This window comes from Hymenobacter nitidus, from assembly GCF_020447315.1.
In the GTDB taxonomy this organism is placed as follows: Bacteria; Bacteroidota; Bacteroidia; order Cytophagales; family Hymenobacteraceae; genus Hymenobacter; species Hymenobacter nitidus.
In genome coordinates, this window is record NZ_JAJADQ010000012.1 from 185,595 (window position 1) to 199,951 (window position 14,357).

Sequence of the window (14,357 nt, forward strand, 5' to 3'; positions counted from 1 at the left end):
GTGGTGTCTGTTAGGATAGCAATATTCTTTGGCAGAACTTTACGGACTTAATCGCGCCCATACCTTATCCCTATTGCATGAAACACGTCTTCTCTCTGCGGCTTCGGCTGCTCCTGCTGCTCGTGGCCTGTAGCCTGCTGGCCCGGCCTCTGGCGGCCCAGGTCCTGAGCGGCACCTTCGATACCGGCTTCACGCACACCGCAGCCATTCACCCCGATGGTACGCTCTGGGCTTGGGGCAACAACACCAACGGCCAGCTCGGCGACGGCACCACTACCACGCGCACCAGTGCGGTGCAAGTAGGCGCGGCCACCACGTGGCAAAGCGTCAGCGCGGGCCGCAACTACACGTTGGCTCTAAGGGCCGACGGCACCTTGTGGGCCTGGGGGCTTAACAGCAGCGGTCAACTCGGCGACGGCACCGTCGTGGACAAAACCACCCCCGTGCAAATCGGTACCGGCACCACGTGGAAAAACATTAGCGCGGGCGGTAGTCACACGCTGGCTGTACGGGCCGACGGCACCTTGTGGGCCTGGGGGCTTAACAGCAGAGGCCAGCTGGGAGACGGTACTGTCGTAAACAAAACCAGTCCGGTGCAAGTAGGCACGGCCACCACCTGGCAAAGCGTCAGCGCGGGTATCAACCATACGCTAGCCGTGCGGGCTGACGGCACCTTGTGGGCCTGGGGCATCAACGTCAGCGGCCAACTCGGCGACGGTACCCGGATCGACAAAAGCAGCCCGGTGCAAATAGGCACGGCCACCACGTGGCAAAGCGTCAGCGCGGGCGATATTCACACCGTGGCCCTGCGGGCTGACGGTACGCTCTGGGCCTGGGGCAACAATAGCAGCGGCCAGCTCGGCGACGGTAGCACTATCACGTACAGTAGCCCGGTGCAAGTAGGCACGGCCACCACGTGGCAAAGCGTCAGCGCGGGCGATAGTCACACCGTGGGCCGTCGGGCCGACGGTACGCTCTGGGCCTGGGGGGATAATACAAACGGTCAGCTCGGCGACGGTACAACCGTCAGGAAAACCAGTCCGGTGCAAGTAGGTACGGCCACCACATGGACCGGCATCAGTGCGGGCAGCAGCCACACGCTGGCCCTGCGCGCCGATGGTGACCTGTGGGCCTGGGGCAGCAACAGCAGCGGCCAGCTCGGCGACGATGCTACCATCGGCCCCAACCGCACGGTACCCACGCAGATTGGCACCGTTACCAGTTGGGCGCAAGTCAGCTCCAACAGCAACCACACCGTAGCCGTGCGCACCGACGGGACGCTGTGGGCCTGGGGCAGTAATGCCCAGGGCCAGCTCGGCGACGGCACGACCACCACCCGCACGGTCCCCGTGCAGATAGGTACTGCCACTACGTGGGTCCAGGTCAGCGCCGGGAACCTCCACACCCTGGCCGTGCGTGCCGATGGTACCCTGTGGGCCTGGGGCTATAATTTCTATGGGCGGCTCGGCGACGGTACGAACGTAAACAAAAGCAGCCCTGTGCAGATTGGCACCGAAACCAGCTGGAAGCAGGTCAGTGCCAGTAATTCTCACTCCGTGGCCATCAAAACCGATGGCACGCTCTGGGCCTGGGGCTATAACATGCAAGGCCAGCTCGGCGACGGCACGACCACGGATAAATCCACCCCCGTGCAGATTGGCACCGCCACCGGCTGGGCGCAGGTCAGCTCCAGCGGCAGCCACACCGTAGCCGTGCGCACCGATGGCACCTTGTGGGCCTGGGGCCTTAATAGCCAGGGCCAGCTCGGCGATGGTACGACCCTGGGCAAAACCAGCCCGGTACGAGTGGGCGTGGAAACGACCTGGGTCCGCGCCAGCGGTGGTGGTTCTCACTCCGTGGCCGTACGCACCGATGGTACCTTGTGGGCCTGGGGCAACAACGCCAACGGCCAGCTTGGCGACGGTACAACCGTTAGGAAAACCAGCCCGGTACAAGTGGGCACCGCCACCAATTGGACGCAGATTAGTGCTGGTCTTGACTACACCACTGGTATTCGCACCGATGGTACCTTGTGGGCCTGGGGTGACAATTTCAACGGTCAGCTGGGCAACGGAACTGTCAATAACGCCAATGTGCCAACCCAAACTGGCACAGCTACCGACTGGACGCAGGTCAGCGCCGGTAATAGCCGCACGCTGGCTATCCGCACCAGCGGCACGCTCTGGGGCTGGGGTGCTAATGGCGGCGGGTTTCTCGGGCTCGGCTACGCGGATGCCGGGTATGTCACGGCTCCCCAGCAAGCCGACGCGGCCCTGGTCACGCTCAGCCTGGCGGCTTCGCGCAGCTCCTTCAGCGCTGGTATCCGGCCCAACGGAGTGCTGGTCATGTGGGGCAGTAACAGCAGCGGCCAGCTCGGTAACGGCACCACTTCCTTTCCCCCCAACAGCCGCCCCATACCGGTTGGCACCGCTACCAACTGGGTGCAGGTCAGCACTGGCAGCAGCCATACGCTGGCCCTGAAGGCCGACGGCACCTTATGGGCCTGGGGCAGCAACGGTCAGGGCCGCCTCGGCGACGGCACCCAACTGGACAAAAACAGCCCCGTGCAGATTGGCACGGAAACCAACTGGGCCCAGATCAGTGCCGGTGAATACCACAGCGTGGCCATCAAGGCTAACGGCACGCTCTGGGCCTGGGGCTACAACGTCGATGGCCAGCTCGGCGACGGCACCACTACCCAGCGCCTTATCCCCACGCAGGTAGGCACTGGTACTAGCTGGGTGCGGGTGAGTGCGGGCAGCAACCACAACCTGGCTGTGCAGGCCAACGGCACGCTGTGGGCCTGGGGCGACAACGGTGGGCGTCAGCTTGGCGACGGGTCGGCTGCCTCCCGGCGCACCGCCCCGGTACAGATTGGTACCGGCACCTCCTGGACGCAAGTCAGTGGCGGCACCAACCACAGCAACGCCCTGCAAGCCAACGGCACGCTCTGGACCTGGGGCTTCAACACCAGCGGCCAGGTCGGCGACGGCACCACCACGACCCGCCCCGCCCCGGCCCAGTTGGGCACCGCCACCTGGACGCAAGTGAGTGCCGGCTTCAATCACACCGTGGCCCTGCGCACCGATGGCACGCTCTGGGCCTGGGGTGCCAACAGCAGCGGTCAGCTCGGCGACGGCACTATCGTGAGCAAAACCAGCCCCGTGCAGGAAGTCACGCTCCGCACCGACTGGCGGCAGGTGGCCGCGGGCAGTTCCCACACCCTGGGGCGCACCCCGCAGGCCTTTGGCTTTTTGAGCACGGGCAACAACGGCGCCGGCCAGCTAGGTGACGGCACCACCACCGCCAGCACCCGCTTCGACCGGGTCAGCCCGCTGGTGTCGGTGCAGCCGCTGCCCGTAGAGCTAACGCAGTTCACGGCCCAGCGCAGCAGCCCCACGCAGGTGCAGCTGCGCTGGACGACGGCCCAGGAGCAGAACAACGCCGGCTTCCGCGTCGAGAAAAGCCGGGATGCGCAGCTCTGGCAGCAGGTAGGCTTCGTAGCCGGCCAGGGCACCACTACCACGGCCCACCGCTACACTTACACCGATGCGGAAACCGGGGCGGCCTACTACCGCCTCGTGCAGCAGGACACCGACCAGACCGAAACCAACTCGCCCGTGCGTCACGTAGCGGGCACCGCTACCGCGCTCCAGCTGTTGCCGAACCCGGCTACCACCACGGTGCAGCTGCTGGGCACGGCGGCAGGGGCCGAGGTGCAGCTGCTGAATCTGCAGGGGCAGGTGCTGCGTCGTTTTGCCGCCGGCACCACTCTGCTGGGTTTGGAGGAGTTGCCGGCCGGGCTCTACCTGGTGCGTGCTGGCCAGCAGACGGCCCGCCTCATCGTGCAGTAAACCCTGAATATTGACCGCACAAGAAAGCCCACTGCGTGCAGTGGGCTTTCTTGTTGTATTGCTGGTGCTTACTCTCTCACCCAGGTTACTTTCTCCGCAATGGGCTTGCGCAGGTTGCGGCCGGGCAGTTGGGCCACGTAGCCCAGGTAGAAAAAGCCCAGCAGTTTATCCTCCGGCCCCAGGCCGAAAAAGGGCTTGGCTTCTTCCAGGTAGGTGATGCCGCCCGAGCCCCAGTAGCCACCCAGGCCGTGGGCTACGGCCGACAGGTGCAGGTTTTGCACGGCGCAGGCCACGGCTTCCACCTCCTCAATTTCGGGCAGCACGTAGTGGCGCTTCATCCCGATGGCAATGACGTGGGAGGCCAGCAACGGGTTCTGGGCCAGCTTCTGGGCCTTTTTCTCGTCCGCAAACTCGCCGGCCTGCTGGCGGTACAAGTTCGATTGGAACTCGGCCAGCCGCTGCCGCCCCGCCCCCGCAAAGACCACGAAGCGCCAGGGCTCGGTGCGCTTGTGGGTAGGGGCCCAATTGGCGTTTTCCAGCAACTGCTGCACAACCTCGTCGGGCACGACGCGGCCGGGCTCGAACTGCACGGGCTGAATGCTGCGCCGGGCGCGGATGAGGGCATCGAATTGAGCAGGCGTGGGCAGGGTGGTTTCGGGAATGTCGGACATCAGGGACAAGAAGGTTCAGGAAGCAGACAGGAAACCCCACTTTCTCCGGGAGAAAGTGGGGTTTGTTTTTAGTGCGCCGGCAGCAGCTTAGGGTCGTCGGGGCCGGGGGTGAGGCGGTCCGGGTCGTGCGGGGGCAGGTTGTGCTCGTCGTCGGGCTTGTAGTTGGCTTCCAGCTCGGCCAGCTTGTCCTTGCCGTAGGCCAGGCGCGTGATGAGGACGTAGAGCACCGGCACGATGAAGATGGCCAGAATGGTAGCCGAAAGCATGCCGCCAAACACCGTCCAGCCGATGGTTTGCCGGCTCTGGGCGCCGGCCCCGGAGGCAAACACCAGCGGCAGCACACCCAGGATAAAGGCCAACGATGTCATGATGATGGGCCGCAGGCGCAGGCGTACGGCTTCCAGGGTGGCCTCCACCAGGGGCATGCCCTTATCGACCCGCTCCTTGGCAAACTCGATGATAAGAATGGCGTTTTTGGCCGACAAACCGATAAGCGTAATCAGGCCAATCTGGGCGTACACGTTGTTGGTGAGCTTGGGCAGGAAGAACAGGGCCAGAATAGCACCAAACGCCCCCAGCGGTACGGCCAGCAGCACCGAAAACGGCACCGACCAGCTTTCGTACAGGGCCGCCAGAAACAGAAACACGAAGATGATGGACAGCGCGAAGATGTACACCGTCTGCCCACCGGCTAGCTGCTCCTCGCGGCTCAGACCCGAAAACTCGTAGCCGTAGCCGGCGGGTAAGCTCTGCGCGGCGGTTTCCTCCAGGGCTTTCAGCGCGTCGCCGGAGCTGTAGCCGGGAGCCGCGTTGCCGTTGATTTCGGCCGAGCGGAACAGGTTGTAGTGCGAAATCAGCGGGGCCGACTCGGTGCGCCTGTAGCTGGTGAGCGTGCTCAGGGGCACCATACCGCCCGAGGAGTTGCGCACGTAGTACTGGCCCAGGTTGCTGATGTCGGCGCGGTACATGCTGTCGGCCTGGGTCACGACGCGGAAGTTGCGGCCGTACACGGTGAAGTCGTTCACGTAGGCCGAGCCCAGGTAGGTGCGCAGGGCCGTGCCGATATCGGCGATGGAGACGCCGAGCTTCTTGGCTTTCTCCCGGTCGATGGTCAGCTGGTAGCCGGGCGTATTGGCCGTGAAGAAGGAGAAGGGGTTCACGATTTCGGGCCGCTTGCGCAGGGCCGCCACGAAGGCCTGCAGGTTGGCGTCGAAGTTCTTGATGTCGCCCCCGGCTTCGCGCTCCTGCAGAATAAAGCTGAACCCGCCGGAGTTGCCGAGGCCGGGAATGGCGGGCGGCGAAATCACCACGATATTGGCTTCCTTCAGGCGGCTCAGGCGCTGCTGTACGGTGGCAATCAGCCCCTGCAACTGCAGCTCCTTTTCCTTGCGGTCGTCCCAGGGCTCGAGCTGGCAGAACACCGTGCCGCTGTTCGACTTGGACGAGAAGTTGACCACGTTCAGGCCCCCCAAACCAGCGTAGTGCTTGATGCCCTTGATCTGGTCCAGCTCCTTCATCACCTCCTTCAGGGTGCTCACGGTGCGCTCCGTCGACGAGGCCTCGGGCAGGGTGAAGGTCACGAACAGGCGACCTTCGTCTTCGGTCGGAATAAAGCCCGACGGCTTGCTGCGGAACAGCAGCCCGGTGGCCGCAATGATGCACACCAGAATAATGACCACGAGGCGGGAATGCTTGATGCCGCGCTGCACGCCGTTGCCGTACTTGCCCGTCACCCTATCAAACCAGGTGTTGAACCGGTAGAAAAACTTGTCGATGCCGGTCGAGGTTGAGTCGCGTTTGTGGGGCTTGAGCAGCAGTACGCACAAAGCCGGGGTGAGCGACAAGGCCACGAAGGCCGAGATAATCACCGAAATGGCGATGGTAATGGCAAACTGCTGGTACAGCCGGCCCGTGATGCCGGGGATGAAACCGACGGGGACGAACACGGCGGCCAGAATCAGGGCAATGGCAATAACCGGGGCCGAAATTTCGCGCATGGCCGCCAGCGTGGCATCCAGGGGCGAGAGGCCCCGCTCGTTCATGTTGTGCTCCACGGCTTCCACCACCACAATGGCATCATCGACCACGATACCAATGGCCAGCACAAAGCCGAACATCGTGAGCGTGTTGATGGTGAAGCCCAGCGGAATAAAGAAGATGAATGTGCCGATGATGGACACCGGAATGGCCAGCACGGGGATAAGCGTGGAGCGCCAGCTTTGCAGAAACAGGTACACCACCACAATAACCAGCAGCAGGGCCTCCACCAGGGTGTGCAGCACTTCGTTGATGGATACTTTCACCACCGTGGCCGACTCAAACGGTACCACGTAGTCGAGGTCGGTGGGGAACTGCTTCTTGAGCTGCTCCATCGTCTTGTTCACGTTCTCGTAGGTGTCGAGGGCATTGGCACCGGGGGCCTGGTACACGAGCAGGTACGCGGCGCGTTTGCCGTCCACGAAGGAGTTGTTGGAGTAGTTGAACTTGCCCAGCTCCAGGCGGGCCACATCCTTGAGGTACACCACCGAGCCATCCTCGGGCCGGGTTTTGACGATGACGTTGCCGAACTCCTCGGTGTTGGTCAGGCGGCCTTTCACGAACACGATGTACTCAAACGTCTGCCCGGTCTGGGCGGGCGGGGCCCCGATGGAGCCGGCCGCAATCTGGGCGTTCTGCTCCTGAATGGCAGCCGTTACTTCCTGGGCCGTGACGCCGAGCTGGGAGAGTTTATCCGGGTTCAGCCACACGCGCATCGAGAAGTCATCGGCCCGGCTCACGATGTCGCCCACGCCCTTGGTACGCAGCAGCGCGTCCTTGATAAAGACGTTGGCGTAGTTATCGAGAAAGGTAGTGCTGTGGGTGCCTTTGGGCGCGTACATGGCCACCAGCATCAGAATGCTGGGGTTCCGCTTGCGCACCACCAGGCCCAGGCGCTGCACTTCCTGAGGCAGGGTGGGCTGGGCAATGCCCACGCGGTTTTGCACGTCGAGGGCGGCAATGTTGATGTCGGTGCCCACCTCAAAGTTCACCGTCATGCTCATCTGCCCGTTGCTGGTACTGTTGCTCTGCAGGTAAGTCATGCCGGGCGTGCCGTTCACCTGCACTTCCACGGGCGTGGCCACGGTTTGCTCCACGGTCTGGGCGTCGGCGCCGGTGTAGGTGCCGCTGACGGATACCGTGGGCGGCGTAATTTCCGGGTACTGCCCCACGGGCAGGTTCAGGATGGCCAGCACCCCCACCAGCACTATCACCAGGGAGGTGACGATGGCCGTGACGGGGCGCCGAATAAAGGTTTCTGCAATCATGGATGCGGTATAACTATCGGCGAATAAGCCGGATGAATGAGAGCTAAAAACTAGCTCCCCTCCTCAGATGATTCTGCGACTCAAGCAGAGAGGGGCTGGGGGTGGTTGAAATGCCAGAACAATACTAGAGCTACTGATAAAGAGCCGTTCAACGATTGAACCACCCCGCCCAGGAGTTCCCCTCCTTTTTCAAGGAGGGGAACTCCTGGGCTTATAGCTTTAGCTATTTAGCTGCGGCCGTGGGGGCGGCTGGGGGCGGGCCAGTTTGAATCAGGCCGCCGTCGCGCAGGCGGTTCAGGCCCTCGGTTACTACCTGGTCGCCGTCCTTGATGCCTTCCATTATCACAATCTGGTCGCGCAGGCGGGGGCCCAGCTGCACCTTGCGCTGGCGGGCCTTACTGCTGTCGCCGGCCACGAAGACGAAGTTCTCGCCCATCTGCTCGACGACGGCCTTGAAGGGAATCACCACGCGGCGGCCCGACTGCCGGTTGAGCACCCGCAGCACGGCGCTCATGCCATCCTTGAGCTGGCGCCCGGAGTTGCTGAACTGCACCCGAATCTGCACGGTGCCGGTCTGCTGATTCACGCCCCGGTCGATGGCCAGAATGCGGCCCGGCTGGGCGTAGCGGGTGCCGTCGGGCAGCTCCAGGCGGAACGTGGAGTCGGCGGTGGTGCTGGCCTGGCGCTGCAAGTCCACGAAGCGGGCCAGGTCGGATTCAGTAATCACGAAGTCCACGCCCATCGGGTCTTCCCCGCTAATGGTGTTGAGCAGCGTAGAGCCGGGGCTGACCTGAGCCCCCAGCCGCACCTGCGAAATGCCGATACGACCCGCAAACGGCGCTTTAATCAGCGAATAGCTGAGGTCGGCCTGGGCGGCGGCCACCCCGGCCTGGGCCACGGCTACCTGGCTCTGGGCCGTAGCGTAGGCCGTGGCGGCATTGTCCACGACTTGGCGGGCAATGGCGTCCTGCTCGGCCAGGCGCTGGTAGCGGTCCAGGTTTACTTTGGCATTCTGCACCACGGCGCGGGTGCTGCGCAGGCCGGCCAGGGCCTGCTGATACGCCGCCTCATACTTGCGCCGGTCGATTTCATAGAGCGTCTTGCCCTTGGTCACGAACTCACCGTCCTTGAAGAAGATGCCGGTAATGAAGCCCGCCACCTGGCTGCGCAGCTCCACGTTGTTGATGGCTACTACGGTAGCCGGATATTCGTCGTAGTACACCGCGTCGGAGGTGCGGGCCGCTACCAGGGTCACGGGCGTGGCCGGCGGCGGACCGGCCGGCTTGTCGGCCTCTTTGCTGCCGCAGCTGGTAAAGGCCAGCAGGCTGGCAGCGTACGAAAGAGCCAGAATCGTTTTTTTCATATCGGGTAATTCTAGAGTGCTCAGAAGTCAGAACTCAGAGCTTAGAAGCAGGAAAGGCGGAAGTGGAAAAGGGTAGCGCAGCGGGGAGCAACAGGTTTTGGTCAGACGTTCGTGAGTCTAGGCTCTAACTTCTGGGCTCTGAACTCTTAATACGCCACCGGCAAACTGCCCTGGGCGCGCAGCACATCTACTTTGCTGCTGAGCACCTGAAACAGGGCGCTGTAGTAGTTGAGCTGGGCGGTGCGCAGCGTGGTTTGGGCCACAATCACGTCGAGGTAGGTTTTGATGCCCTCCCGGTACTGCAGGTTCACCACCGAGTACACTTCCTTCGACAAGGCCAGATTGCGCTGCCCGATGAGGTAGTCGATGTAGTAGCCTTTATAAGTGGCCAGAGCCTGCTCAAACTCGGTGTTGATGCGGTTGCGGGTGGCGAGTAAGTCCTGGTCGAGGCGCTGGTCGGTAAGCCGCTCCCGGCGCAGGTTCTGCAGACGGCGGCCCCCCTGGAAAATGGGCAGGCTCAGCTGCAGGCCGGCGTAGGAGCTGGGGAAGCGCTGGCTGTACAAATCACCGAAGTTGTTGTTCTGGAAAGCCGCGTTGTAGTTGCCGAAGGCCGACAACGACGGCAGAAACCCCCAGCGGTAGTAGCTGATCTGGGCTTCCTGCAGGGCTTTCTGGGTTTGCAGCTGCTGAATCTCGATGCGGTTGGCCGTTTCCACGGCCACGGCCGTGTCCATCACCGCGTCGCGCATCAGCCGCACGGTGTCGTATTCCAGGGTGAGGGGCTGCTGTCCGGCCAGGCCCATGAGCTCCTTAAGGTAGGCCGACTTGGCCTTAATAGCCTCCACGGCCTGCTTGCGGGCCACGACGGAGTTGTTGAGCGAAATTTCGGCCTGCTTGTAGTCAATCTTATCCACGATGCCCACGTCGTAGCGGGCCTTGGCGTCTTTCAGGCTGCGCTGCAAGCGCACGATGTCCTCACTGAGCACGTCGAGCTGGCGCTGGGAGAGCAGCACGTCGTAGAAGGCCTTGCTCACGTTGCTCACCACGTCGATGCGGACGCTGGTGGAGTTTTGCTGGTAGAGCTGGCGCGAGGGCCGGGCACTGCGCCGGGCCAGCTGCACGTCGTTGTTGTAGATGGCCTGGGTGGCCGCCAGCCCAACGGTCGAGGTGTTGCGCAGACCAATCTGGCGCGGCACGTTCACGCCCTCGGCGTTGGGAAACACGGTGTAGGGCAACTGGAAAAAGTGCTGGCCGGTGGCATTCAGCGCCACCTGGGGCAGCCAGCCGGCCAGCCCCACCCGGATGTTGGCCTCATTGGCTTCCTCATCGATACGGGCCTGGCGCAGCAGGGGCTGGTTTTGCAGGGCAAACTGCAGACACTGTTCCAGCGTGTACTGGCTGGGGGTGGGCGGCGCTGAGGGCTGGGCCACGGCCAGGAAAGGAGCAAGCAGAAAAAGGCCCAGCAGGGACCAGACGGCTTGTTGCGTTTTTTTCATAGCAGGTAAACTAAACAGCCCGCGGGCAGCTGGCTGTTGCATACGTGTCTTCGACCGCGGCCGTGGGGCTGCGGTATAAAACCAATAAGAGTAGGGGGCCGGACGGGGTGGGGGTGGTGCCCGGCACAGAATAGCGCGGATAAAAGCCGGGGCTGCGGTCTGGGGCCCGGCAGCACGGCTTTTTTAGGGTATTTTGCCCACAGCACGTCTTGCTGGGGCCGGGCTGCCTCCGGGGGTGCGGGAACAACTACAAGCCTGTTAAACCAAAGTGCCGGAGAAAAGTTATGACTTTGGTCCGGCGGGTGCGCAGCCGCCGGTACCGGTGCTTACGTGGGGGCAAAGTCGGGCCCAAGGCGGCAGGGGTTGCATCCGGGTGCGCAAAGCCCCGCCGCTGCGTACTTTCGGTTTTTCTACGTGTGTTCCCAGAGCAATGCCGGCTGCCCCCCTTTCCCATACGCCACCGAGTGCAGCGGTGCTGCAAGCCTATGCCTCCCTGCCCGACCGTTACCTGATCCTGACGCCCGACCTTATTATTCTCACGGCTACGGATGCCTACCTGGCGGCCACGCTCACAGTGCGCGAAGACATTGTGGGCCGCTCGGTATACGATGTGTTTCCCGAAAGCCCGGATGAGTCCTCATCCTTCAGCAAGCAGATGCTGCACGCGTCCTTTCAGCGGGTGCTGGCTACCGGCCGCCCCGACCAGCTGCCCGTGCAGCGCTACGACGTGCGCCGGGCCGGCGCCGAGGAAGCGGGCTTCGAGGAGAAATACTGGCTGGTGCAGAACTCGCCCGTGCTGACGCCCGACGGGGCGGTGCAGTACCTCATCAACAAGGTGAGCGAGGTGACGGAGCTGGTGCGGCAGGGCCACCGCATCGACGACCTCAGCCGGGAGGTAGACCTGACTAAGGCCCTGGTGCACGAAAACCGCCTACTGGTGCAGCAGCTGCAAAAGGCCAATGCCATTCTGGATTCCATCGGCGAGGCCTACGTGGAGCTGAGCGCGGCCGGCGAGTTTACCTACCTCAACCGCCGCGCCGAACAGCTTCTGCAGGTAACCAAAGCGGAAATTCTGGGCCAGAATATCTGGCAGACTACCCTGCTGCGCGTGAGTCCCGAAGGCCAGGACCTCATCCGGCAGGCCCTGAGAACCGGGCGGCGCACCGAAGACGAATATCACTGCAGCGTGCTGGGCCGGTGGGTATACATGTCGGCCACGCCCACCGCCGACGGCCTCATCGTGCTGCTCTACGACATTCAGGAAGTGAAAGAGTCGCGGGAGCGGCTGCGCCAGGAGCACCAGCGCCTGAAAGAGTCGCAGGCCATGGGGCACATCGGTAGCTTTGAAGTGGAGCTACCCAGTGGCCGCGTGTACTGGACCGACGAGCTGTACCGCATCTACGGGCTGCCGCCCCAGAGCCAGCCGCTGACGGTGGAGCAAATCGTCGGCTTTCTGTATGCGGAGGACGTAAACGCGTTTCGGGAGCTGCTGCAGCCGGTGGGCGCCTCGGCCCGGTTTCAGCTGGTACACCGCATTATTCGCCACGACGGCACCACCCGCCTGGTCGAAACCCGCACCGAGGCACAGTACGATGCGCAGGGGGCGGTAACCAAGCTCTACGGCACGGTGCAGGACGTAACGGAGATGAAGCAAGCCGAAAAAGAGCTGCGCGAAAGTGTCAGCCAGTTTCAGGCCCTGGTCGAAAACACGCCCGACATCATCACCCGCTGGGACCAGGCGCTGCGCCTGACCTTTGCCAATGGTGCCTACTGCCAGCGCATGCAGCGCCCCCTGGCCGACATGCTGGGCAAAACCAACCTGGAAATGGGCCACCCCGAGGACATGGCCCGCCCCTGGATGGACAAGCTGCGCCTGGTGCTCAGCAGCGGCCAGGCCCACGACCATTACAACCAGGCCGAAACACCCGTGGGTACCAAGTACTTCTACTCCCGTCTGGTGCCCGAGGTGTCGGAAGAGGGGGAAGTGCGCAGCGTGCTGGCCATTGCCCGGGAAATTACCGACATCAGGCGCCTGGAAAAAGAAAACCTGCACCTGCAGCTTTTGCAGCAGAAGCAGCTGCTCAACGCCGTGCTGGAAGCCCAGGAAGAGGAGCGCCGCCGCATTGCCGAGAGCCTGCACAACGGCCTGGGCCAGGTGCTGTACGCCACCAAGCTGCAGCTCGAGCAGATTGTGGTAGAGCCCGGGCAGGCCAGCAGCCGGCGCACGGCCGAGGCCCGGCAGCAGGCCAGCCTTTTTCTCTCCGAAGCCATCAAAACCACCCGTACCATCTCGCACGAACTGATTCCGACCACGCTGGAGGACTTTGGGTTGGCCACGGCTATTAAGGACGTGTGCCAGCACATGAGCTGCGGGGCCGTGCGCATCCGGTGCCAGCTGCTGGGTCGGGGCCCCCGGTTGGACAAGTACCTGGAGCTGGCCCTCTACCGCCTGGTGCAGGAGCTGGTCAACAACATCGTGAAGCATGCCCAGGCCACGCAGGCTCAGGTGGTGCTCACGCTGGAAAGCGCGGCCGTGCGGCTGCGGGCCGACGACAACGGCCGGGGCTTCGACCCGCTGCGCCCGGGTGGCAAAGGCATCGGCCTGAAAACGATTCGGGACCGGGTGAAGCTGCTCAATGGTACCACTGACGTCCGCTCCGCGCCCGGGCAGGGCACCAGCGTCAGCATCTGGTTTCCGGTGGAGCCTGAGCGGACGAAGCAGCAGCCTACATAAACAGCTTGCGCAGGGCCCACAGGCTCCACACAATTACCATCAAACCTACGCCTACGAACATCCAGCGGGTGGGAATGCGGCCGGCCAGGCGGGCGGCAAACGGCGCCGCAGCAATGCCGCCCACCACCAGGCCCAGGATAATCTGCCAGTGCGTGATGCCGATGGTGGCAAAAAACGTCACGGCGCTGGCAAACGTGACGAAGAACTCCGTGACGCTCACCGAGCCGATGACGTACTGCGGCGTGCGCCCTCCGGCAATGAGGGTGCTGGTCACCAACGGGCCCCAGCCGCCGCCGCCGAAGGAGTCGAGAAAGCCGCCGGCCGCGGCCAGCAGCCCCAGTTTCTTGTGCTTGCGGCGCGGGCCGGGCTTGCTGAAAGCCTTGGTCAGAATGCGCAACCCCAGCAGCAGCAGGTACACCGCCAGCAGGGGCTTGACGTAGGCGCCGTAGGTTTCGCCGAAGCGGGAAAGCAGGTACGCGCCCGTAATGGCCCCCAGTACACCCGGAATCAGCAGCACCTTGAACAGCTTCTTGTTCACGTTGCCGAAGCGGTAGTGGTGGTAGCCCGAGGCCCCGCTGGCAAACATTTCGGCGGTATGAATGCTGGCACTCACCGCCGCCGGCGAAATATTGATGCTCATCAGGCTGATGGCTGTCACCACACCGTAGCCCATGCCCAGCAGCCCGTCCACAATCTGAGCCCCGAAGCCGATGGCCACGAAGATGTAGAACATCTTGGCGTTGGACGCCACGCCCCAGACCTGGTTCCAGGTGACGTAGTAGGAGAGAATGTTGAAGACCAGCATGGCCGCAAACGCCAGCAGCGTGGCCGTGGCAATCTTGCGCCAGCGCGCCGCCGCCGGCGACTCATACGCCGGCCCGCCGGCCAGCTCGGCCGTCACGGCATTCAGCGACTTCACCTTATTGGCAAAGTC

At 63.4% G+C, this 14,357-nt stretch carries 7 protein-coding genes; 2 read left to right on the forward strand and 5 right to left on the reverse strand.

Annotated elements, in window-relative coordinates; genetic code table 11:
* Positions 1-77 precede the first annotated feature (77 nt).
* A complete protein-coding gene (locus LGH70_RS20305) occupies positions 78-3,854 on the forward strand; it encodes an RCC1 domain-containing protein (RefSeq protein ID WP_226189506.1) in 3,777 nt (1,258 codons plus the stop codon).
* 68 nt (positions 3,855-3,922) lie between these two features.
* Here the strand turns inward: LGH70_RS20305 and LGH70_RS20310 are convergent, their stop codons facing one another.
* The 4 genes from LGH70_RS20310 to LGH70_RS20325 all read right to left on the reverse strand — a co-directional run bounded on the left by LGH70_RS20310 (position 3,923) and on the right by LGH70_RS20325 (position 10,689).
* Positions 3,923-4,525 carry a nitroreductase family protein gene (locus tag LGH70_RS20310; RefSeq protein ID WP_226189507.1) on the reverse strand — a complete coding sequence of 201 codons (603 nt, stop codon included), beginning with the start codon at positions 4,523-4,525 and terminating at the stop codon, positions 3,923-3,925.
* Between the two features lie 68 nt (positions 4,526-4,593).
* The gene (locus LGH70_RS20315) at positions 4,594-7,830 is read right to left on the reverse strand and encodes an efflux RND transporter permease subunit (RefSeq protein ID WP_226189509.1); all 3,237 of its coding nucleotides are present in this window, start codon (positions 7,828-7,830) and stop codon (positions 4,594-4,596) included.
* Positions 7,831-8,053: 223 nt separating this feature from the next.
* Positions 8,054-9,193, reverse strand: coding sequence for an efflux RND transporter periplasmic adaptor subunit (locus tag LGH70_RS20320; RefSeq protein WP_226189510.1), 1,140 nt, complete (start codon positions 9,191-9,193; stop codon positions 8,054-8,056).
* Positions 9,194-9,339: 146 nt separating this feature from the next.
* Positions 9,340-10,689 carry a TolC family protein gene (locus LGH70_RS20325; RefSeq protein WP_226189512.1) on the reverse strand — a complete coding sequence of 450 codons (1,350 nt, stop codon included), beginning with the start codon at positions 10,687-10,689 and terminating at the stop codon, positions 9,340-9,342.
* A 430-nt stretch (positions 10,690-11,119) separates the two neighbouring features.
* Here LGH70_RS20325 and LGH70_RS20330 point away from each other — a divergent pair, with 430 nt between their 5' ends.
* Positions 11,120-13,423, forward strand: a complete 2,304-nt coding sequence (locus LGH70_RS20330; RefSeq protein WP_226189515.1) for a PAS domain-containing sensor histidine kinase — start codon at positions 11,120-11,122, stop codon at positions 13,421-13,423.
* On the opposite strand, the gene LGH70_RS20335 is transcribed toward LGH70_RS20330, so the two are convergent.
* Positions 13,416-14,357 (reverse strand): sulfite exporter TauE/SafE family protein (locus tag LGH70_RS20335; RefSeq protein WP_226189518.1); only part of this gene is annotated, 942 nt, incomplete at its 5' end. The genes LGH70_RS20330 and LGH70_RS20335 overlap by 8 nt on opposite strands.

Bases quoted from the DNA above. Each gene is read 5' to 3' on its own strand.
- LGH70_RS20310 (WP_226189507.1), bottom strand. From the start codon at position 4,525: ATGTCCGACATTCCCGAAACCACCCTGCCCACGCCTGCTCAATTCGAT.
- LGH70_RS20315 (WP_226189509.1), bottom strand. From the start codon at position 7,830: ATGATTGCAGAAACCTTTATTCGGCGCCCCGTCACGGCCATCGTCACC.
- LGH70_RS20325 (WP_226189512.1), bottom strand. From the start codon at position 10,689: ATGAAAAAAACGCAACAAGCCGTCTGGTCCCTGCTGGGCCTTTTTCTG.
- LGH70_RS20305 (WP_226189506.1), top strand. From the start codon at position 78: ATGAAACACGTCTTCTCTCTGCGGCTTCGGCTGCTCCTGCTGCTCGTG.
- LGH70_RS20330 (WP_226189515.1), top strand. From the start codon at position 11,120: ATGCCGGCTGCCCCCCTTTCCCATACGCCACCGAGTGCAGCGGTGCTG.
- LGH70_RS20320 (WP_226189510.1), bottom strand. From the start codon at position 9,193: ATGAAAAAAACGATTCTGGCTCTTTCGTACGCTGCCAGCCTGCTGGCC.